We start from the raw sequence: 22,152 nt of genomic DNA, 5'->3' as shown, positions 1-22,152 counted from the left end.
TTGGAGGGGCATGACAATCAGTCCGCCAACCAACCGTTCTCCCAGTAGCGCAGGTTATCGCCACGCAACACGTAGTCGCGCAGGACGATTTCACGCAATTCATCGCCCATGCGGTAGCTGGCGTCCGGGTCGGCCAGGTGCATGCGGATGGCTTGCAGCCACTCGTCGGTGCTGTTGGTCTTGATCCGGGTGCACGGTAGATACCCGCGATAGGCCTCGGTGTCGGTGCAGATCACCGGGTAGCCGCACGCGCCGTATTCCAGCAGGCGCAGGTTGCTCTTGCAGTCGTTGAAAATGTGGAACTCAAGCGGTGCCAACGCGAGGTCGAGGTTCAGGCTGGCCAGTTTCGCCGGATAGACATCCAGCCCGATCACGCCGTGGAACTCATGCATGTACGGGCGCAAATCATCCGGGCACATGCCGAAGAACACCCAATCGACTTCGTTGGCCAACTCGCGGACCACCTCGGCAATGACGGCCAGATCACCGTGGTGACTGGTGCCGCCGCCCCAGCCGACCCGGGGTTTTTTCGAGGTGCGGCGCTGGCTGCGCATGTCATTCCACAGGTGCCGGGACAGCATGTTCGGCACTACGCGAATGTCCTGATGCATGTCCGACAGCGCATTACCCAAGGCTTCGGTGGAGACCACCACGCGGTCGCACATACCAATGGCGCGGCGCACCAGGCGCTCCATTTCATCCTTGTTCGGCATATTGCGGATATGCGCGTTGCGATGGGGAACGTGAATGACGTAGTCGTCCAGCTCGTAGATTCGCCGGGCATTGGAGTAGGTTTGTAGCGGTACGATTTCGTTGATCGTGCCTTCGGAGTAACGCCCCTGCAGGATGATCACGTCAGGCGACTGGCGCTCGATCTCAATCATCGACGGCATGTTGTAGTGAATGCGCCCTTCGGCCCGGCCCGCGGCTTCCAGCTCGATCATCGGCTGGGTCACGCGGTAATGCCCGATCGCGGAGGCGTTGATCGGCACCGCGAGGATCTTCGGCAATTGCGCCTGGGAAAAAGGGCTCCATCCGGTGCGCAAACCCGGCTCAAGGCTGAAGCTCGAACCACCCAGCCCCTGCAATGACAGGTTGATGTTGTAGGCCGGGTCACGGGCGATAACCGGCAGCCAACGTTTGTAGAACACTTCCTGTTCCTGGCTGCGCAACGCCTGCTCGCCGTCCTGCGCGGGCACCACCGGACGTGCGCCCAGGGCCAGTCGGGCATAGGGCGTCCACACCACCAGGTAACCGTTCTGGCCGATGCGCAGGCACAAATCCACTTCATTGAGGGAATGCGCGAGGTGTTGCTCGTCTAGCCCACCGACCGCTTCAAATACCGACTTGCGCACCATCAGGCAATCGCCGCCGACTGCACTCAGGTTGTGCGCGACCTGCAAGCGAAACATGTAACCCGGCGCCTGCAAGGACTCGCCGTAAAACGGTACGCCGGCCGGCCCTTGCAAGCCGAGGATCAGGCCCGCATGCAACACCCGGCCATCCGGATTGAACAACTTGGCCCCGACCACGCCGACTTCCGGGCGCTGAGCGTGATTGAGCAACTCATCCAGCCAGTCGCCCTGGGTGATCACCGTGTACGGGTTGAGCATCAGGACGTAGTCGCCAACCGCCTGCTTCACCGCGAAGTTGTGTAGCGCCGCGACATTGCCCTGTTGCGGATACGGCAACACGCGAATCCGCTCGCTGCCCAAGCCTGCCATGCCGGCCAGCCAGGCGCGGGCATCGGCACTTTCGCTGCCATTGTCGACCAACAACAATTCGTAATCGCTGTAGACGGTTTTCTCCAGCAGGCTCTCGACACAACGCTGCACAGCGACGGCTTGGTCTTTGCTGGCAATGATGATCGACACCAATGGCCGAACCCCGTGCTGATAGTCGACACGGTTGATCAATTCGCCGCTGGCGCTGCGGTTTTCATAGGCCACGCCCAGTCGCTGCAAGTGTGCATCCAGCAGCAACGGGCTGTTGTCCACCACGTCCGGGTGCGCCAGCCACTTGGCCAGGTCAAAAGTCGATTCCACCAGCACTTCGGCGATGTGCCCGACCACTTGGGTGCCGTCCTGCTCGACCAGCCGCCAGAGCACATCGTGCGGCGCCAATTCGCCGTGAGCCGAATCGAAACCGCCCAGGGCCAGGAAACGTTCGCGCTCGAAGGCCAAAGCGCGGCCCACGTAGGGGTAGCTGCGCAGCAGGTCGAGGTTGAAGTCAGGCTTGAACGCGGGCTCGGCCGACTCCCCCTGACGCAAGCTGCCTTCATCGCTGTACAGGCACGTCAGCGCGGGCGAGAGGACAATCCGCTCGGCCATGGTCAGCAAGGCCGGCGCCACCAGGCGATCACCGGCACGCAACAGGTAGAACCAGTCTGCGCCCTGCAACTGCGGCAACAGTTCATTGACCTGCGCTAGCCAGTCCACTTGCAACGGCAAACGGAACACCCGTTCCTCCAGCGCGGCTTCGGTACACGAAGCGGAGAACACCAAGGTCAACTCGGGCGCGTAGTCTTGGGCGGCGAGCGATTGCAACGTCAGATCCAGCGCAGAACGGCTACCGAGTTCATCGATGATGACCGGTACGATTTTCGGTGTGTGGGACCAGCCGGCAATGGTGTCGGCCAGGAGCAGGCGCTGGCCCTCGTTGAGGACGCGGCACGCCAGCCACTGCACATAAAGTTCGCTAAAACTGGTGCTGGCAATGCCGACCAGCCATTCCTGGGCACTTTGCTTGGTGCCCAGGGTTCGACTCAGGGGCAGTTCTTCCCAGACCCGGGGCGATTCTTCGGTCCGGGTCAACGGCAGATAGCGCACCCAACCCGGTGCCGGGGCTGATTCACCGCTGCGGGCCTTGAGCATCTGCAACAACCATTCGCGCTCGACCTCCACCGCGTCCTTCATCGCCTGCTGGACACTCAAGCGCTCCGGGTAAAGGCGCTCGACACTGAGCACGTTATTGGACATCACCATATTGCCGCGCCGCAACAGGCACACGTACAAAGCAAAATCGAGGGTCGCCACAAAGCCCGCCTCGGTCAGGGCGGGCAGCAATTCCAGCACGTCCGCCCGACGGAACAGCGCATTGCTGAAACCACCGAGGATGTTGACCGGGAAATTCTCGAAAATCCCCAGCAAGTCATCGCCCTTGAACAAACCGCTCACCGGAGACAGCGAAGTGTTTTCCAGGCGCCCAGGCAAGATCATGTCGTCAGCGTCCCAGAACAAACGCTGGGCCAGTACCAGGCTCACCTCTTCACGGGACATCAACTCATGCGCCTGCTGCTCGATGCAGGCGCCAAACAGATGATCGTCATCGCACAGAAACTTTATGAACTCACCCTGCGCTTCTGCCAGACAAGCCTGCAGGTTCCCGACCATCCCCAGAGTCCGCGGATTGCGCACGTAGTGCACGGCAACCCCGGTTTGCCCGGACACCGAGATCACCGCCTCTTCGATTTCAGTACCACGACTGTCGTCGCACACAATGATTTCGAGATTGCCATAGCTCTGAGTCACGGCACTGTGCAACGCCCGACTGAAAAAGCGCGGATTGAAGGCAGGAATGACAAGGCTGACAAGAGGGAGTGAATTCACGGCGGACTCGCAGGCGGCGCGAGCTCGCCCAGAAAAGCGAGCCCTTTGAACCGCGGAAAAAGACAGTAGAGATGGGGCAGTCAGGTCACCGGGTGCTTGCGCGCCCGGCTACCGTCAGATCTTGTTGAACAGGCCCAGCGACGTGATCTTGCTGAATGCCAGTTGCGCGGCTTGCAGCATGGTCTGTTGCAGGGTCAGGCGTGTCATCACTTCGGCAGGATCGGAGTCGCGAATCGAGCCCTGGGTGGCGGTGTTCGCCAGGCTCAGGCTCTGATTGGTCGTGGTTTGGTCATCCAGCGTCTGACCGCGGGCACCGATCGACGTGACGGCCGAGCCCAACTGATCGCTGGCGCTGGCCAGGTTCGCAATCCCCGAATCCATGGCGGCCTGAAATTGCTGCTTGGCCACGGTGTTGCCGTCGACTGGCGAGTTCATCGCCGTGATCATCTTGCCCAGGGTGTCGAGCACGTTCTGGGTCTGGTGATCATTGGGCTGTATGGCGAACTGGTCGCCGGCAGCCGGTGCGCCGCCGCCCAGGGAGAACGTCACGCCTGCCGCAGTGGCCGTGGCGGGAGGACCGGCCACAACAGCGCCCGATGATACCGGACGGCTGTCGGCGGTCACTGGCGCCGCGTACAAATCGAACGCAGTGGCGCTGGTGAACTTGAGCACCGCACCGCCCGACGGGAACGCCGCGTTGTAGGCCGCCGGGTTGGTCACGGAGGAACCGGTGATAACAGCGGTGGACGGGTTGCCAGCGCTGCGTACCGCGCCGATGGAATCTGGATTGGCCGTCAACTGGAAGGTGTGCCCGGCGATGACCGTGTCCGGCACGTCGCCCGACTTGAGGTTGATGTTCAGGTTCAGGTCGACGCCGCGGAAGTTGACCACCTGGTTGGCGCCGTTGCTGTTGCTGAACGCGCCGTTCTGGCTGGCCTCGATCGTCACATCGTTGCCCAGCCCGTCGGTGATCTTCAACTGAGTGCTGCTCAGGAAGGTGACGGTGTACGGCTGGCCGGCGGCGAATTTGGAATCGTAGGTTGCGCTGTTGGTCACCTGGCCGTTGGACAGGACCACACGACCATCATCCACCGCCGGAGCGGTCATGGTGGCCTTGGTGCGACTGGTGTTGATGGTCTGCTGGAACGCGTCCCAGCCGGTGGTGTTGCTGGCCACGGTCAAGCCGTCGCCAATGCCCAGGTTGATGCTGGTCTGGTCACCGTTGTAGGTGTAGGTGCCGTCGGAATTTTGCGAGTACGGCGGGGTGTCGGTTTTCGAACCGGAGAACAGGTAACTGCCGGACGAATCCTTGGAGTTCATCAGGCCCAGCACTTGTTGCTGGATCTGGCCCAATTCCGCCGCATAGGCTTTACGGTCATCGTCGGTGGCAATGCCGTTGTTGGCACTGAGGGCGATTTCCTTGGCGCGCTGCAACGCGGTGCCGATGGAGTCCAGGGTGGTTTCCTGCAGACTCAGCGAGCTCTTGGTCGAACTGATGTTGCTGTTGTACTGATCCAGCATCGCGCTCTGCTGACCCAACTGCAGCAAACGACCGGCACCGAGCGGATCATCGGCGGCGGTGTTGACGCGCGTCAGGCTGCTGGCTTCAGCGCTGGTGGCAATAGCCTTGTTGAAGTTGCGCTGATAGTTGGCAGCGGTTGTCTCGTAATACTGGGCGGTAGAAATGCGCATGAATTACGACTCCTTAAAGGCTGTTGATCAGCGTGCTGAAAGTTTCCTGCGCAGCTTTGATGATCTGCGAAGAGGCGGTGTAGTACTGCTGGTATTTGACCAGGTTGCCGGTTTCTTCATCCAGGTCGACCCCGGACAGCGAATCCCGGGCGCCTTTGGCCTGGGTCAGGATCGCCGTGGTGGCGGCGCTGTCGGACTTGCCCTGCGCTGCTTTGGAACCGACGTTGGTCACCAGGGTGTTATAGGCGTCGGTCAGGCTGATGCCCTTGCTCGCCGAACCGGTGTCTACGGTCTGTTTGGTTTGCAGGCCGACCAGCGCCTGGGCGTTGCGGTTGTCCGAGGACGCCGCGCCGGTCAGGGACATGCTGAAGCTTTCGCCGTTGCTCGGCGAACCGCTCACGGTAGTCTGCACGGTGAAGGTTTTCTGAACGGGCGGCGTACCGCCCAGGATCGGATTGCCGCTGCCATCGACCATCGGTACTTTCAGGTTCAGGGTATTGCTCTGGCCCGGAACAATGGTGCCGCTGCCCAGCGGATTACCTTGGGCGTCGGTCATGTTATAGGTCTGGCTGCCACCGCTTGGGGCACCGAACGTGATCTTGACCGGCGTCGAGTACTTGAGCCCGGTCTGCATGTCGGCCTGGTTCGCCGAGTTGTAGATATCGATGGTGCTGCTCAGCGTCGGCTGGGTGTAGGTGCCGGTGGCCTTGGAGCTGGCCACGCCGGTCAGCGGAGCGGCCGCCGCGATTTTTTTCGGGTCGCTCAATACCGTCTGGATGCTCGCTGCGGCACCGCGAGTCGGGGTCACCTTGAAGCTGTCGCCGGCGCTCAACGCACCGCCGTTCAGCGACAGACTGAAGCCGTCAATCACCGGTGGCGGCGTGGTCAAGGTGCTGAAGGCGCCCATGTCGGTGCCATCAGAACGCTTGACGCTGTAGTCCGTGGCGCTGGTGAACGTCACTTGATAGTCGCTGGTGGTCAGCTTGCCGGTGTCCTTGATGGTGACATCCAGGTTGCCCGAGCCGGCGCTGTTGCCCGACTGGCCAATGCTGCGCTGGCTGATCAGGGCGGCGCTGTTGATGTTGTTGAAAATCGCCGCGCCGAAATCGCCGTTCTTGTCGATGCCTTGCGCCTGCTGACTGTTCATCTGGTCAGCTACCACCAAGGCCACACGCCCCAGTTCGTTGAGCGACGGGTCGAGCACTTCCTTGCGGTAAGTGAGCAAACCACCGATTTCGCCGCCGGTCACCACGGACGTGATGTCGATGGTGCTGGAGCCGCGGTTCATCTGCAGGCCCATGCGCGACGGATCGTCCTTGCTCGGCACGGTTTCCAATGTGTTGGTGGTGTTGCCCATCACCAATGGTTGGCCGCTGCCGACATAGATGTCGTAGCTGGTGCCGCGCTCGACGACCTGCGCACCGACCATCTCGGACAGTTGGCGCACGGCTTCGTTACGGGTGTCGAGCAGGTCGTTCGGCTGGCCGCCGCTGGTGGAGATTTCGCCGATCTTCTGGTTCAGGTTGGCAATCGAGGTGGCCAGTTTGTTCACCTGGGCCGCCATGTCCGCCAGGCTGCCATTGACGGTGGTGTTCTGGTCGTTCAACTGCTTGGCAAGGGCGTTGAAGCGGGCGCTCAACGCCTGGGCGCCGGTCAGTACGCCTTGGCGCGACGTGTCGTCGGTTGCCGAGGTCGAGACGCCTTGCATCGAGGTAAAGAATTTCTGCAACACGCCGGTCAGGCCGGTGTTGGTGTCGGACAGCGAGGCGTCCAGCGGCGTGGCCTGGGCCAGGTACGAAGCGGATTCGCTGTTGAGCGAAGTCGCGGTGCGCAACTGCGAATCGAGGTAGGAGTTGTACACCCGGCGCACGTCGGCCAGGGTCGTACCGGTGCCGATGAAGACGTTGCCGTATTGCTGCGAGGCCTTGGTGCCCTGCACGGTTTGCTGACGCGAATAACCGGCGGTGTCGACGTTGGCAATGTTGTTGCCTGTCACAGCCAGGGAGGATTGGCTAGCCGCCAGACCCGACATCCCGATATTGAGCAAACTCATGGTTCAGACCTTATGCCTTGTGCCTATAGAGGCGTGGTGGAAGCGCCCGCCGCAGCGTAGTTTTGGTAACTCGTCATCTGCTTGGCTATCTGCGAAATCTTGCTGGCGTAGTTCGGGTCGGTTGCATAACCGGCCTTTTGCAACTCGCGCACAAACTGTTCTGGGTTATCGGCCGACTTCACGACATCTTGATAGCGATTATTGGATTGCAGCAACGTCACCAGGTCATGGAAGCTGTCCTTGTAAGAGGCATAGGAGCGAAACTCGGCCGTCTCCTTGACCATCGCGCCATCCCTGAATTCGCTGGTGATCGCCCGCGCCGAATCGCCCTTCCAACTGCTGCCGGTCTTGATGCCGAACAGGTTGTGGCTGCTGCTGCCATCCTGGGCGCGCATGACCGATTTGCCCCAACCGGTTTCGAGCGCGGCCTGGGCCACCAGGTAACGCGGATCGACGCCGATGCGGTCGGCAGCTTCCTTGGCCATCGGCAGCATGGTGTTGACGAATTCGTCGGCGGAACTGAAGGCTTTCTTCGCCGGCGCGAGAGGAATCTGCGCCATCGCGCGACCGTAAATCTGCATCTGCCCGCTCGACGCCGATGACGTTGGCGACGGCAGCCAGTCGCCGTTGTACAGCGGACCGGCACCGGTCGCCGTGGCGGTGGCGCGCTCAGGCAACAGGTTTTTCAGGGAGGTGGCGGCAGTCGCGGTGGACGGCACCAACCCGGCGAGCAAGCGGTCCGCCAGTTTCGGCGGCAGCGCCAGGCGCCGCTGATTGAGCAGCGCCACGTCATTGCTGTGAGCGACCGTCGCCGTCGGTGCCTTGACCCCGCGCGAAGCCCACAACGGACGCTCGCCGTTGAGGCGCGACAACGGGCCATTCGTGGCCGTTGTACCGGCAGCCACGGGCGTGGTGATCGCCTCGGCCCTGGCTTTCGCCGCGTCCTGCTTGGCCGCCGAATTGGCCGCCGCTTCACCCGGCGCCAGGGGTTTGTTCTTCGACATCTGGCGCATCAATACATCGGCCAGACCAATACCACCGCCTTCGCGGGACATGGAAACGGCCATTTGCTGATCGGACATTTCCTGGTATTGCTTGGCGGCCGGCGTGTTGAGCGGATTGTCCTTGCCCAGCTCGTCGGTGGCCGAGCGCATGGACTTGAGCATTTCACCGATGAACAGCGATTCGAATTCCTGCGCAACCTTGCGCATGTTGCCGTCGCTGTTCTTGTCGCCGACCTTGAGTTGGTTCAGGCGATTGAGGTCCGAGTACGAACCCGAATCGCCGGTACCGACCAACGCGCCTTTGCGCATGTCCACCATGGTCGTCGTCCTCAGATCACGATCAGGTCGGCTTGCAACGCGCCGGCCTGCTTGAGTGCTTCAAGGATGGCCATCAAGTCACCTGGCGCCGCGCCGACCTGGTTCACCGCACGCACGATCTCGTCGAGGGTGGTGCCCGGGCCGAACTTGAACATGGGCTTGGCTTCTTGCTGGGCGTTGACCCGCGAGCGCGGCACGACCGCTGTCTGTCCGTTGGACAGAGGGCCGGGCTGGCTGACGATCGGGTCTTCGGTGATGGTCACGGTCAGGCTGCCGTGGGTCACGGCGGCCGGGGACACTTTCACGTTCTGGCCGATCACGATGGTGCCGGTGCGCGAGTTGATGATGACTTTCGCCACCGCCTGGCCCGGATCGACTTCAAGGTTTTCGAGGATCGACAGGTAGTCGACTCGCTGGCTCGGATCCAGTGGCGCGGTGACGCGGATCGAACCGCCGTCGATGGCCTGGGCCACACCCGGGCCGAGCAGGTCGTTGATCTTGTCGACCACGCGCTTGGCGGTGGTGAAGTCGGAACGGTTGAGGTTCAGGGTCAGGCTGTTGCCCTGGTTGAAACCGCTCGGCACCGAACGCTCGACCGACGCACCGCCAGGGATACGACCGGCTGACGGAACGTTGACGGTGATCTTCGAACCGTCGCGACCTTCAGCATCGAAACCGCCGACCACCAGGTTGCCCTGGGCGATGGCGTAGACGTTGCCGTCGATACCTTTAAGTGGCGTCAGCAGCAAGGTGCCGCCGCGCAGGCTCTTGGAGTTACCGATCGAGGAAACCGTGATATCGACCTGTTGACCTGGCTTGGCAAACGCCGGCAAATCCGCACTGATCGACACCGCCGCGACGTTCTTCAACTGCACGTTGCCCGAACCCGGCGGCACCTTGATGCCGAACTGCGAGAGCATGTTGTTGAAAGTCTGCAGGGTGAACGGGGTCTGGGTCGTCTGGTCACCGGTGCCGTTAAGCCCGACCACCAGGCCGTAACCGATCAATTGGTTGGACCGCACGCCGGAAATACTGGCGATGTCCTTCAACCGCTCGGCTTGAGCGGTGAAGGCTGCGGACATCAACAAGGCAGCGACCATGAGACTTCTGAAGTTCAACGTAGCCACCTAGAAAGGGAACAGCGGGCTAAGGAAGAAACGGTCGAACCAGCCTGGCTGACTCGCATCGGCAAACGCACCGGTGCCCGAATAGGTGATACGTGCATCGGCGACGCGGGTCGACGACACGGTGTTATCGGTAGCGATGTCATCGGCGCGAACCAGACCGGCAATCCGCACCAGCTCATCACCGGAGTTGAGGGTCATCCACTTCTCGCCGCGCACGGCAATGATGCCGTTGGGCAAGACGTCGGCGACGGTCACGGTGATCGAACCGGTCAGGCTGTTGCTCTGGCCGGACTTGCTGGCGCCGTTGGTGGCACGGTCGCCGCTGTAGCCGACGTCCAGGCTTAGGTCACCGCTGCCCACCGGGTTATTGGTGCTCAAGCCACCACCGAACAGCGACGACAGGCCGATGCCGGTTTTGCTGGTCTTGTCGATCTGCGAGTTGGCGCCTTTGCTGGCCTGGGTTTTCTCGTTCAGGGTGATGGTGATGATGTCACCAACCCGGAACGCCTTGCGGTCGCTGTACAGGTTCTGTTCGAAACCGGCCTGGTAGATCGAGCCGTTATTGGCGGCCGCCGGCAATGGCGTTCGCGGCAACACCGGGGCGTAGTAAGGGTCATTGGGTTTAGGCGTCGGCGCGACGCAGCCCGCGAGCGCGACCACCCCACTCAGTGCCACAACAGATACAAAGCGATTCATGACCCTACCTCACGGTGTTGCTGGCGACCGCATGGCCGCCCCATAGACTTGATTACAGATTCTGCGTTACGAACGAGAGCATCTGGTCGGCGGTGGAGATCACCTTGGAGTTCATCTCGTAGGCGCGTTGAGTGGTGATCATGTTGACCATCTCTTCAACGGTGCTGACGTTGGAACCTTCCAGGGTGTTCTGCAGCGTGGTGCCGAAACCGTTCAGGCCCGGCGTACCGACTTGCGGCGCACCGCTGGCGGCGGTTTCCAGGAACAAGTTGTTACCCACCGCTTGCAGACCGGCCGGGTTAATGAAGTCGGCGGTTTGCAGGTTGCCGATCACCTGGGAGGCCGGGTTGCCGGGAACGGTGATGGACACCGTGCCGTCAGTGCCGACGGTGAAAGTCTGGGCGTTGTTCGGAATGACGATGGCCGGTTCCAGGGCGAAACCGCTGGCGTTCACGATCTGGCCGTTGGAATCGAGGTGGAAAGTGCCGTCACGGGTGTAGGACGTGGTGCCGTCCGGTTGCAGAATCTGGAAGAAACCGCGACCGTCGACCGCCAGGTCCAGCGGCTGCTCGGTGGTTTGCAGGCTGCCGGCGGAGAAGTTTTTCTGGGTGCCGACGATGCGCACACCGGTACCCAATTGCAGACCGGACGGCAGTTCGCTGTCCTGGGTCGACTGGGCGCCAGGCTGGCGTTTGATCTGGTACAGCAAGTCCTGGAACTCGGCGCGATCACGTTTGAAACCCGTGGTCGATACGTTCGCCAGGTTGTTGGAAATGGTGGTCAGGTTGGTGTCCTGGGCGGACAGACCTGTTTTGGCAACCCATAGAGCCGGAAGCATTTCGATTCTCCTCGTGCGCCTGTTTTACGGCGCGACGTTCTGGTAATTAGCTGATCTGCAAGACCCGAGCCATGGCCTGGTCATCGTCTTTGGCGGTGTTCATCATTTTGATGTGCAGCTCGAATTGCTTCGACAAAGCCAGCACCGAGGTCATTTCTTCCACGGCGTTGACGTTGCTCGACTCCAGGAACCCGGACACCAGTTTGACGCCCGCATCGGCTTGCGCCGGCTTGCCGTCCTTGGTGTGGATCGAACCGTCCAGGCCTTTGGTCATGTTCTTGAGGTCAGGGTTGACCAGTTTGATGCGGTCGATTTCGGCCATCACCCGCGGGCCTTCACCCATCGAACGGATAGAGATGGTGCCGTCCTCGCCCACTTCGATTTTCTGCTCGGGCGGCACGGCAATCGGCCCGCCATTGCCCATCACCGGCATACCATTGCCGGCCCGCAACACGCCGAGGGCGTCAATGTTCAGGCTGCCGGTGCGCACGTAGCTTTCGCTGCCATCGGGGCTCTGCACCGCGATCCAGCCATTACCGGTCACAGCGACGTCGAGGTCACGGCCGGTTTCCACCATCGAACCTGGCGAGAAGTCAGTGGCCGGACGTTCGGACATGGCAAAGGCACGCGCCGGAAAGCTGTCACCAAACACCGGCATCGAACGGGCCTGTTCCAGGTCCTTCTGAAAACCGTTGGTGGAGATGTTCGCCAGGTTGTTCGCGTGAGCCTTCTGCGCCAGTGCATTCTGGCTGGCGCCGGTCATTGCCACATAAAGGTACTTGTCCACACTCATTCCTCTGCATGCCGGACGTTTGCCGCCCACTGCTGTACTTCTGAGCCTTAAGCAATTTGCAGACCAACTTTTTTCTGACGGCGCCGGGCCCGGCAAACAAAGGACTTGAGGGGTTTAGAGGGGATCGAGGGATTGTGTCGAAGTCGAAAAACCGGCGGTGTTATGCCGCTTCGCGGCAAACCTCGGACTGATCGTCCCATGATCGTTCCCACGCTCTGCGTGGGAATGCAGCCCGGGACGCTCCGCGTCCCAAGAGCGGACGCAGAGCGTCCATTGAGGCATTCCCACGCAGAGCGTGGGAACGATCGGTCAGGTGTCCTTGCCGACATCGTACTCCCGCAATTTGTTGGCAATGGTCGTATGCGAAACCCCCAACCGTTTCCCCAACTGCCGACTGCTCGGATGTTCCGAATACAACCGCTCCAAAACCGCTTTCTCGAAGCGCCCAACAATCGCATCCAACCCACCTTCCAGCGAAAAATCGCCAAGGGGCTGACGCACGCCGTAGTCCGGCAGACGAATGTGCTCGGCCTTGACCGTCCCGCCCTCGCACAACGAAACCGCCTGGAACAACACGTTTTCCAACTGCCGGACATTGCCCGGCCAATGGTAATGACTGAGCCGTTCCATCGCTGCCGGCGCCAGTTTCGGCAACGGGCAACCGATCTGCCGACTGGCCTGGTCGAGGAAGTGCTCCACCAGTGGCGTCAAACCGTCGAGGCATTCGCGCAGCGGCGGGATGTGCAACGACAGCACATTCAAGCGGTGATACAAATCCTGGCGAAACTCGCCGCGTGCACACAACTCGGACAGGTCGACCTGGGTCGCGCAGATCACCCGCACGTCCAGGTAAACCTCTTCATCGCTGCCGACACGGCGGAAGCAACCGTCCTGCAAGAAGCGCAGCAATTTCACCTGCAAGCGCGGGCTCATTTCCCCGACACCATCGAGAAACAACGTGCCGCCAGCCGTCAGTTCCAGCAGCCCGAGCTTGCCTTCGGCCCGCGCGCCTTCGAAGGCGCCGGGGCCATAACCGAACAGCTCGGTCTCGGCCATGGATTCCGGCAGACCGGCGCAGTTGAGCGCCATCAGCGGCGACTGACCGCGAGGACTGGCCAGATGACAGGCCCGGGCCAACAGCTCTTTGCCAGTGCCGGTTTCGCCTTCTATCAATAGCGGCGCATCCAGCGGCGCCATGCGCCGGGCTTCGCGCACCACCGCCGCCATGACTTTGGAACTCTGGAATATGCTGTCGAAACCGCGCAATTCCTGTTTGCGCACGTTGTAAATGCGCTCACCGACCCGGTCCGCCCGGTGCAACGTCAGTACCGCGCCGGCCATGGCCTCGCTGTCGTCGTGCTCCGATTGCAGCGGGGCGATGTCGGCGAGAAACACGTCGCCCTTGACCTTCACCCGCAGCCCGTTGATCCGCGACTTGTTGGCACGAACCAACTCAGGCAAATCGAAATCTTCGGCGTAACGGGACAAGGGAATCCCCGGCACCTCGTCCACGCGTACGCCAAGCAACTGCGCCGCCGCCCGGTTGGCCGCGACGATGGAGCCGCCCATGTCGATCGACAGCACCGGGAATTCCAGGGCGCCGAGCAGCGCATTGAGCTCCATGTGCCGACGCTCGCTGGGCATCAGCCCTACCCGCTTGACGCCGAATACCCCGCCAATCGCCTCGAATTTCGGACGCAACGCCTGGAACTGGATGTTGATCAGGTTCGGGCAATGCAGGTAAATCGCATTGCCATGCTCACCGCCGACCTCACCGCGGGCGACGTTGATCCCGTACTCCACCAGCAGGTTGAGGATGTCGCGCAGGATGCCGATGCGGTTTTGGCAATGGACTTTGATACGCATATAAAAGGCCTGAAAAAGCGGTGAATGTGGTGGATGCCTGGAACGCAACCTGTGGGAGTGAGCCTGCTCGCGAAAGCGGTGGATCAGTCGACATCTCTATTAACCGGGAGACCGCTTTCGCGAGCAGGCTCGCTCCCACAGGGATAATGCGGTGCCTGCGGAGGGAATTTTCTGACAGGGCACAAAGTTAGTCGTCAAGATTATGTGACACCCACCGCCCTTTTCAAACCCGAAAAACTCAATACCTGCGCCACACCTGCCAATCCGTAACGAAAACTTTACGAAAACCACGGATTTCTCCTACACGCGATCCAATCCACCTGCTGCACTACCGCACGCCTTGGGGTATCTCTAGGTCCATAGCTGTACATAACAAGAACGACTTCCCCCTAGCAGGAGAGCAGCATGAAGCAGACGCAATACGTGGCTCGCGAGCCCGATGCGCAAGGTTTTATCGACTACCCCGCCGAAGAACATGCGGTGTGGAACACGCTGATCACTCGTCAACTGAAAGTGATTGAAGGGCGTGCGTGCCAGGAATACCTGTACGGTATCGAAAAACTCGGTCTGCCCCACGACCGCATTCCGCAACTGGGTGAGATCAACAAAGTCCTCGGTGAAACCACCGGTTGGCAAGTAGCCCGGGTTCCGGCGCTGATCCCCTTCCAGACCTTTTTCGAATTGCTCGCCAACAAGCAGTTTCCGGTGGCGACGTTTATCCGTACCCGCGAAGAACTGGACTACCTGCAAGAGCCGGACATTTTCCACGAGATCTTTGGCCACTGCCCGCTGCTGACCAACCCCTGGTTTGCTGAATTTACCCACACCTACGGCAAACTCGGCCTACAGGCCACCAAGGAAGAGCGCGTGTACCTGGCGCGCCTGTACTGGATGACCATCGAGTTCGGCATGGTCGATACGTCGGAGGGCCTGCGCATTTACGGCGGCGGCATCCTGTCCTCGCCCAAAGAAACCGTTTACTGCATGTCGGACGAACCGGAGCATCAGACTTTCGATCCGCTGGAATGCATGCGCACGCCGTATCGCATCGACATCCTGCAGCCGCTGTACTTTGTGCTGCCCAACCTCAAGCGCCTGTTCGACGTGGCCCATGAAGACATCATGGCCATGGTCAAGCAAGGCATGCAGTTGGGCTTGCACGCCCCGAAATTCCCACCCAAACCGAAGGCCGCGTGAACCGCGACTTTTACTGACAGGTGAGCCTGTCAGTCGTCGCCACTTTGGTTTAGCGTAACGGCATTGACGGCCGATATAGCCCCTATAAAAAAACACTCGATTCAGGAAACAGACCATGTCCACTTTGAACCAAGCCCACTGCGAAGCCTGCCAAGCTGGCGCCCCTCAGGTCAGCGACGAAGAACTGCCGGTACTGATTAAGCAGATCCCTGACTGGAACATTGAAGTGCGCGACAGCGTGATGCAGCTGGAAAAAGTTTTCCTGTTCAAGAATTTCAAACACGCCCTGGCATTCACCAACGCCGTCGGTGAAATCTCCGAGGCCGAAGGTCACCACCCGGGCCTGCTGACCGAGTGGGGCAAAGTCACCGTGACTTGGTGGAGCCACTCCATCAAAGGCCTGCACCGCAACGACTTCATCATGGCCGCACGCACCGACGACGTAGCCAAGGACGCCGAGGGCCGCAAATAATGCATTTCGACGCCATCGGCCGAGTACCCGGCGACCCGATTCTGGGTCTGATGGAGGCCTATGCGCAGGACCCCAACCCGCGCAAATTCGACCTTGGCGTGGGTGTCTATAAAGACGCCCAGGGCCTCACGCCGATTCCGCAAGCGGTAAAACTCGCCGAGGCGCGGCTGGTGGATCGCCAGAACACCAAGACCTACATCGGTGGTCACGGCGAGCCGGCGTTCGGCAAAGTCATGAATGAACTGGTGCTCGGCGCCGACTCACCATTGATTGCAGAGCAACGGGCCGGTGTCACTCAAACGCCGGGCGGCACGGGTGCGCTGCGCTTAAGCGCGGACTTCATCGCGCAAATGCTGCCGGGCCGTGGCGTCTGGTTGAGCAACCCGACCTGGCCGATCCACGAAACGATTTTCGCCACCGCAGGGCTCAAGGTCAGCCACTACCCGTATGTGGGCAGCGACAACCGTCTCGACGTCGATGCCATGCTCGCAGTGCTCAACGAAGCGCCCAAGGGCGACGTGGTGTTGCTGCACGCCTGCTGCCACAACCCGACCGGTTTCGATCTGTCCCATGACGATTGGCGCCGAGTGCTCGACGTGGTCCGCCGCCGTGAGTTGTTGCCGCTGATCGACTTCGCTTATCAAGGCTTCGGTGATGGCCTGGAACAGGACGCCTGGTCCACCCGGCTATTTGTCGACGCGTTGCCAGAAGTGCTGATCACCAGTTCCTGCTCGAAGAACTTCGGCCTGTACCGCGATCGCACCGGTGCGCTGATTGTCTGCGCGAAAACCGCCGAGAAGTTGGTGGATATCCGCAGTCAACTGGCCAACATCGCCCGCAACCTGTGGTCGACACCGCCGGATCACGGCGCAGCGGTCGTGGCGACCATCCTCGGCGACCCGGAGCTGAAAAGCCTGTGGGCCGACGAAGTCGAAGCCATGCGTTTGCGTATCGCGCAACTGCGTAGCGGTTTGGTGGAAGCCCTTGAGCCTCACGGCTTGCGCGAGCGCTTTGCGCACATTGGCGTGCAACGCGGGATGTTTTCCTATACCGGTTTGACGGCGGACCAGGTTAAACAGCTGCGCGATCATCACAGCGTGTACATGGTCAGCTCCGGTCGGGCCAACGTGGCGGGGATTGATGCGACGCGGCTGGCGCTGTTGGCCGAGGCGATTGCAGAAGTCTGCAAGTAACCCCCAGCCATTGGTAACCCCTTGTGGGAGCGAGCCTGCTCGCGAAAGCGGTCCTTCAGTCAAATCGATGTTGGATGTGCCGGTGCTTTCGCGAGCAGGCTCGCTCCCACAAGGGGCCTGCACCACTCACTGCTAATGACCTGTCTAGACAATCCCGCTCGTCGAAACAAATGGATATAAAAGTCTGTTTGTCATTTCTCCTGCTGTATCCTGCCCAAGCTTTTTAAAAGCGCGGATCTACCAGATCTATCAACAGACTTTGCGAGGAGCGCGAACATGCACGAGATCCCTAATCTCCCCTTCCCAAGCCTGCACGAAACTGAGCAGACAACCACGCAACAAGCCGGCGCCCAACAGCCCGAGCCGAAAGAAGCCACTGACAGTCGAAAGACTGATAGCGAAGACTGAAACACCTGCAATGCCAGACCGTGTGGAAAGCGCTAACATGCGCTTTCCACACCGCCTGAACCCCGAGCACCCCGCCATGACCGATGAATTTTCTGAAACCCAGGCCAGCGTTCTGATCGGCACCGCCGAGAAAATGATCGAGATCTGGAATCGCCTCTCCCCGGAAAAACAAGCCGCCCTGCTGGCCCGCTTCGGCAGCGAAGAAAACGCCCTCGCCGCCCTGGTTACCACGCAACTGGTCACCCCTGCCAAATCCTGATTCACCCCGCACGGCAAATAGTTTTACTTTTCCACAACCGCCAGCCCTTCGCGCCGCTATCATAAGCAGCCTATCTATCCTGCTGCCCCGTGGACTTTTACCCATGTCAGAAAACCAGCGCCCCCTGGCGGTCACGCTGCAAGTCGTTTCCATCGTCCTGTTCACCTTCATCGGCTACCTCAACATCGGCATTCCCCTGGCCGTATTGCCGGGCTACGTCCACAGCGACCTGGGCTTCGGCGCGGTCATCGCGGGGCTGGTGATCAGCGTGCAATACCTGGCCACCCTGCTCAGCCGGCCTTATGCCGGGCGCATCATCGACAACAAGGGCAGCAAACTGGCGGTGATGTACGGGCTCGCCGGCTGCGGTTTGAGTGGGGTGTTCATGCTGATTTCGGCGTGGACCCAAAGCCTGCCGATGCTCAGCCTGATCAGTCTGTTGATCGGCCGCCTGGTGCTGGGCAGCGCGGAAAGCCTGGTCGGCTCGGGTTCGATCGGCTGGGGCATCGGCCGGGTGGGCGCAGCGAACACCGCCAAGGTGATTTCCTGGAATGGCATTGCCAGTTACGGCGCCATCGCCATCGGCGCCCCCCTCGGCGTACTGCTAGTCAACCAAATGGGCTTGTGGAGCATGGGCGTGAGCATTGTGCTGCTGGCCGTACTGGGCCTGGCGCTGGCCTGGCCGAAAACCGCCGCGCCGGTTGTCGTCGGTGAACGCCTGCCGTTCATGCATGTGCTGGGCCGGGTGTTGCCCCACGGTTGCGGACTGGCGCTGGGCTCCATCGGTTTCGGCACCATCGCCACTTTCATCACTCTGTATTACGCAACGCAGCATTGGTCGAACGCGGTGCTCTGTCTGAGCCTGTTCGGCGCCAGCTTCATTGGTGCGCGACTGCTGTTCGGCAACCTGATCAACCGCCTCGGCGGCTTTCGCGTGGCGATTGCCTGCTTGTCGGTGGAAACCCTGGGGCTGTTGCTGCTGTGGATGGCGCCGGACGCTCATTGGGCATTGGCCGGTGCGGCGTTGAGCGGTTTCGGCTTCTCGCTGGTGTTCCCGGCGCTGGGCGTGGAAGCGGTCAACCTGGTGCCGGCATCCAGTCGTGGTGCGGCGGTGGGGGCGTATTCGTTGTTTATCGATTTGTCGCTGGGGATTACCGGGCCGCTGGCCGGGGCCATTGCGGCAGGATTTGGTTTTGCTTCGATCTTCCTGTTTGCTGCCCTCGCCGCGCTTAGCGGTCTGGCCTTGAGCGTCTACCTGTACCGGCAAGCACCAAAGTATCGCGAAGAGCATGATAAGCGATGACTTAAAAGCGGGTCATTACGCTGAATAACCCGCTTTGCAAATATCTACCCATGCAAACGCACAAGCGCAGACCCTGCAGAGTTATCCATTTTGTAAATAAACAAAACTTTTCGATCCGATTGGACCGAGAGCCCGTGAACTATTCCCTCACCAGCGAAAACTGCTCTCCCGCCATTCCCAAAAGCTCCGTCCCAGCCCATATCTTGTTCAAGACTGGCGATAAATACATTAGAACCAGAGCGGCTGCTTTGTGTCGAACCTGCGACAACCACGGTATTGCCTGGGTCATACAAAGCGGCCGCCCACACCTTGGTGTGCGCGGAGTCCATATCATCAATCGCTCCACCCCAACCACCCTCCCCAAAGTGATGATCTTCCTGGCCGTCAATACCACGACGCTGCAACATGAGAAACAACGTTTGTTCAGCTGCATTTGCGGACGTACCGACAATGAAAAGCTCAGACCTGGCGCGGCGATCCAACACCACCGCCTTGATCGATGGCGATCCGTCAAAATATCCATCAACTGCAAATGTTCTGTCTAACGCTCCATTTTTATCATATCGAGTGATAAACCATCCATGTCGATAAGTCAGTGAAGTCGTAGCGGCAACTAGAAACTTTTCGCCTTGTGAAACCAGGCTTTCAGCCCCGACAGGTTGACCGTCCCGCTCAATGACTCTAAATCCAGAGTCTGCCCAAGAGTCATCGAGACCGCCGTCGACTTTTATTTTCGCCAATACCGTCAATTCCCAATACGAGAACCACCGATGAGTGAAAAGCAACATCACGCCGCCGTCGTCGAGTAAATGTATACCTCCCGGGAATCGCCCAAGCGTTGGGGTCAATACTTGATCAGCTAAAGCGGCATCTTCAACATTGCTCCTCGAACTTTTCTGAGCGTTCTTTTGCGCAAGAGAAAAAAAATCATAAACCATCACGCCATTTTGGCCGAAGCCGACGTCAATATCGCCTTTCAAACTGAAACTAACCAGCCCAGGGTATGTTTCAAATCTAGTGACCACTTCAAACCCCAGGATAATCCGCTTCCGTTCTGCATCAACTGTAACACTGCTTGGATCAACTCCAGAAACGTTCGGAAAGTAGTCAGAAATATTCACTTTAGACATTCCACCCCTGCCAAACTCAGGGTCCAACACCCCAGAACTGTCCAGCATAATCAACCATATATCGCCGGCGACTTCAGAAACTGCCGTACATAGTATCTTTCCGTTTTTCAGTACGCAAACCGCTCGCGGCTGCAGTGGACTTCTCTCGGGCCCATTGTCATAAAAGTATACTTTGCCGGCTACTCCGAACCCATAGTCCAAAGTCCCTCGATCTGCCACTTCTGCCTTTTTAGTCGATGAATCAGTCATAATAGCCACCCTACACAATATGATTGAAAGTGCCTAACAATCAGAGCAATACCCCTTCCTTAATTATCAGTACACTTCGCAGATAAACAGCGAACTTGCAGCATTATTAAAAGCAACGGGCAACACTATGTCGACTGGTAGATCTGACAGTTCTTTAGACTTTATAGGAATGAGGACACGAATTTCAGCGAACAATATGCAAGCTCTTAAGCAGTGACGATGTATTGCATCCCATCAGTACTGTATTCAATGATCGAATACTAAAAATCCACCTTACCGCGCCCGGCCTTGATGCTGCCGCGCTTGGTTTTCGATTCGAGCCGTCGCTTCTTTGAACCAAGGGTTGGCTTGGTCGGGCGGCGCTTCTTTTCGACTTTGGTGGCGCTAAGAATCAACTCCACCAACCGCTCCAGTGCATCGGCGCGGTTGGCTTCCTGCGTGCGGTATTGCTGGGCCTTGATGATCAACACGCCTTCGCTGGTGATGCGACTGTCGCGCAGCGCCAGCAACCGCTCCTTGTAGAACTCGGGCAAGGACGAAGCCGGAATGTCGAAGCGCAAGTGCATGGCGCTAGAGACCTTGTTGACGTTCTGCCCACCCGCGCCCTGGGCACGAATGGCGGTCAATTCGATCTCGGCATCCGGCAGATGCACGTTGTTGGAGATTACCAGCATGGAAAAAAGCGTCCGGGTTCAGGACGTGCAGGATACCGCGAATGCGCTGAACGAACGCAGTCCCTGTAGGAGCGAGGCTTGCCCGCGAAGGCGTCGGCACATCCAACACCCATGCTGAATGTGCCGGCCTCTTCGCGGGCAAGCCTCGCTCCTACAGGAGATTTGTGGTGATCGCGCAGGGCGTGCTCGGCACAAGCCCAATGTGGGAGCGAGCCTGTTCGCGAATGCGGTGTATCAGTCGAAATCAATGCTGGATGTAATGCCCCCTTCGCGAGCAGGCTCGCTCCCACAGGGGTTTGCTCTACGCTAAAGAATCCGGATCACGCCGATCAGGCCTTTTTAACGGAGAGACCCATGCCTCGTCGCTTACTCGCTGCTTTCTGTTTGCTGATGTCATTCAACACGGCTCACGCCGCCGAGCGCTGGGAAACACTGCCGGCCACCCCCGCCCCGATCACCAGCGCCAAAACCGGCCGTGCCGACGTCAATGGCATCAAGCTTTTCTACTCGATCACCGGGCATGGCTCGCCCGTGGTGCTGCTTCATGGTGGCCTGGCCAACTCCGATTACTGGGGCAATCAGGTCAAGGCGCTCTCGGCAAAGCACACCGTCATCACCCTCGACAGCCGTGGCCATGGTCGCAGTTCGCGAGATGCGCGACCTTTCGGCTATGACCTGATGGCGGACGACGTCATCGCGGTACTCGACAAGCTGAAGATCGAGCGCGCCGACTTCGTGGGCTGGAGTGACGGCGCGATTCTCGGGCTGGATCTGGCCATGCGCTATCCGCAGCGCGTCGGCAAAGTGTTCGCCTTCGCCGCCAACACTCAGACATCGGGGGTCAAGGAAGGCGTCGAGAAGAACCCGACCTTCGCCGCCTACATTGAACGCGCCGGCAAGGAGTACGCGAAGCTGTCGCCCACACCTAAGGAATACGATGCGTTCGTCGAACAAATCAGCCATATGTGGGCGAGCCAGCCCAACTGGACCACCGAAGACCTGGCCAAAATCAAAAGCCCGGTATTGATCGTTGATGGCGACCATGACGAGGCGATCAAGCGCGAACACACCGAATACATGGCATCGGCCATTCCCGGTGCCGGCCTGTTGATCCTGCCGAATGTCAGCCATTTCGCGTTTATTCAGGACCCGGCGTTTTTCAATGCATCGGTGCAGAGCTTTCTGGATGAAAAATAATCACTGACAGCACCGAATCTACTCGTAGGAGCGAGGCTTGCCCGCGAAGGCGTCGGCACCTCCAACATCAATGCT

Annotated in this window: 17 protein-coding genes; 6 read left to right on the top strand and 11 right to left on the bottom strand. The window is 59.9% G+C overall.

Translation table 11 applies throughout. From position 1 onward, the window contains the following. Nucleotides 1-17: 17 nt before the first annotated feature. From BK667_RS23855 to BK667_RS23815, 9 genes are all read right to left on the bottom strand, one after another. The gene (locus BK667_RS23855; protein ID WP_123599103.1) at nucleotides 18-3,608 is read right to left on the bottom strand and encodes a glycosyltransferase; all 3,591 of its coding nucleotides are present in this window, start codon (nucleotides 3,606-3,608) and stop codon (nucleotides 18-20) included. A gap of 114 nt (nucleotides 3,609-3,722) precedes the next feature. After that, nucleotides 3,723-5,300 carry a flagellar hook-associated protein 3 gene (locus BK667_RS23850; protein WP_123599102.1) on the bottom strand — a complete coding sequence of 526 codons (1,578 nt, stop codon included), beginning with the start codon at nucleotides 5,298-5,300 and terminating at the stop codon, nucleotides 3,723-3,725. 13 nt (nucleotides 5,301-5,313) lie between these two features. Then, entirely contained in the window at nucleotides 5,314-7,353 is a 2,040-nt protein-coding gene (flgK, locus tag BK667_RS23845) for a flagellar hook-associated protein FlgK (protein ID WP_123509111.1), read from the bottom strand. Between the two features lie 23 nt (nucleotides 7,354-7,376). Further along, nucleotides 7,377-8,672 carry a flagellar assembly peptidoglycan hydrolase FlgJ gene (gene flgJ, locus BK667_RS23840; RefSeq protein WP_123599142.1) on the bottom strand — a complete coding sequence of 432 codons (1,296 nt, stop codon included), beginning with the start codon at nucleotides 8,670-8,672 and terminating at the stop codon, nucleotides 7,377-7,379. Nucleotides 8,673-8,686: 14 nt separating this feature from the next. Continuing rightward, on the bottom strand, nucleotides 8,687-9,775 hold the full coding sequence (locus BK667_RS23835; RefSeq protein ID WP_054049260.1) for a flagellar basal body P-ring protein FlgI: 1,089 nt from the start codon (nucleotides 9,773-9,775) through the stop codon (nucleotides 8,687-8,689). Between the two features lie 27 nt (nucleotides 9,776-9,802). Next, the gene (gene flgH, locus BK667_RS23830; protein WP_123509110.1) at nucleotides 9,803-10,498 is read right to left on the bottom strand and encodes a flagellar basal body L-ring protein FlgH; all 696 of its coding nucleotides are present in this window, start codon (nucleotides 10,496-10,498) and stop codon (nucleotides 9,803-9,805) included. Between the two features lie 52 nt (nucleotides 10,499-10,550). Continuing rightward, complete coding sequence (gene flgG, locus BK667_RS23825) at nucleotides 10,551-11,336, bottom strand: flagellar basal-body rod protein FlgG (RefSeq protein ID WP_054049256.1); 786 nt, start codon at nucleotides 11,334-11,336, stop codon at nucleotides 10,551-10,553. Nucleotides 11,337-11,382: 46 nt separating this feature from the next. After that, nucleotides 11,383-12,123 (bottom strand): flagellar basal-body rod protein FlgF, encoded by a 741-nt coding sequence (gene flgF / locus BK667_RS23820; protein ID WP_054615772.1) that lies wholly within the window; start codon nucleotides 12,121-12,123, stop codon nucleotides 11,383-11,385. Nucleotides 12,124-12,438: 315 nt separating this feature from the next. Continuing rightward, nucleotides 12,439-13,995: a sigma-54-dependent transcriptional regulator gene (locus BK667_RS23815; RefSeq protein ID WP_123599101.1), complete on the bottom strand. Its 1,557-nt coding sequence runs from the start codon at nucleotides 13,993-13,995 to the stop codon at nucleotides 12,439-12,441. Between the two features lie 405 nt (nucleotides 13,996-14,400). On the opposite strand from BK667_RS23815, the gene phhA reads away from it, so the two are divergent. From phhA to BK667_RS23785, 5 genes are all read left to right on the top strand, one after another. Then, complete coding sequence (gene phhA / locus BK667_RS23805; protein WP_123599099.1) at nucleotides 14,401-15,192, top strand: phenylalanine 4-monooxygenase; 792 nt, start codon at nucleotides 14,401-14,403, stop codon at nucleotides 15,190-15,192. A gap of 115 nt (nucleotides 15,193-15,307) precedes the next feature. Continuing rightward, nucleotides 15,308-15,664, top strand: coding sequence for a 4a-hydroxytetrahydrobiopterin dehydratase (locus tag BK667_RS23800; protein ID WP_123509107.1), 357 nt, complete (start codon nucleotides 15,308-15,310; stop codon nucleotides 15,662-15,664). After that, a complete protein-coding gene (locus tag BK667_RS23795) occupies nucleotides 15,664-16,857 on the top strand; it encodes an amino acid aminotransferase (protein ID WP_123599098.1) in 1,194 nt (397 codons plus the stop codon). Before BK667_RS23800 ends, BK667_RS23795 begins: the two co-directional genes overlap by 1 nt. Before the next feature lie 484 nt (nucleotides 16,858-17,341). Further along, nucleotides 17,342-17,524 (top strand): hypothetical protein, encoded by a 183-nt coding sequence (locus BK667_RS23790; protein ID WP_123599141.1) that lies wholly within the window; start codon nucleotides 17,342-17,344, stop codon nucleotides 17,522-17,524. Nucleotides 17,525-17,627: 103 nt separating this feature from the next. Beyond that, the gene (locus BK667_RS23785) at nucleotides 17,628-18,827 is read left to right on the top strand and encodes an MFS transporter (protein ID WP_123599097.1); all 1,200 of its coding nucleotides are present in this window, start codon (nucleotides 17,628-17,630) and stop codon (nucleotides 18,825-18,827) included. 44 nt (nucleotides 18,828-18,871) lie between these two features. On the opposite strand, the gene BK667_RS23780 is transcribed toward BK667_RS23785, so the two are convergent. Both BK667_RS23780 and arfB read right to left on the bottom strand, forming a co-directional pair. After that, the gene (locus tag BK667_RS23780) at nucleotides 18,872-20,206 is read right to left on the bottom strand and encodes a hypothetical protein (protein WP_123599096.1); all 1,335 of its coding nucleotides are present in this window, start codon (nucleotides 20,204-20,206) and stop codon (nucleotides 18,872-18,874) included. A 260-nt stretch (nucleotides 20,207-20,466) separates the two neighbouring features. Continuing rightward, on the bottom strand, nucleotides 20,467-20,880 hold the full coding sequence (gene arfB, locus BK667_RS23775; RefSeq protein WP_123599095.1) for an alternative ribosome rescue aminoacyl-tRNA hydrolase ArfB: 414 nt from the start codon (nucleotides 20,878-20,880) through the stop codon (nucleotides 20,467-20,469). A gap of 354 nt (nucleotides 20,881-21,234) precedes the next feature. On the opposite strand from arfB, the gene BK667_RS23765 reads away from it, so the two are divergent. Then, nucleotides 21,235-22,077: an alpha/beta fold hydrolase gene (locus BK667_RS23765; protein WP_123509102.1), complete on the top strand. Its 843-nt coding sequence runs from the start codon at nucleotides 21,235-21,237 to the stop codon at nucleotides 22,075-22,077. The last annotated feature ends 75 nt before the right edge of the window (nucleotides 22,078-22,152 follow it).

The sequence above is a fragment of the Pseudomonas frederiksbergensis genome (genome assembly GCF_003732705.1).
GTDB classification, from domain to species: Bacteria; Pseudomonadota; Gammaproteobacteria; order Pseudomonadales; family Pseudomonadaceae; genus Aquipseudomonas; species Aquipseudomonas frederiksbergensis_F.
This window is presented reverse-complemented; position numbering and strand designations above follow the sequence as displayed.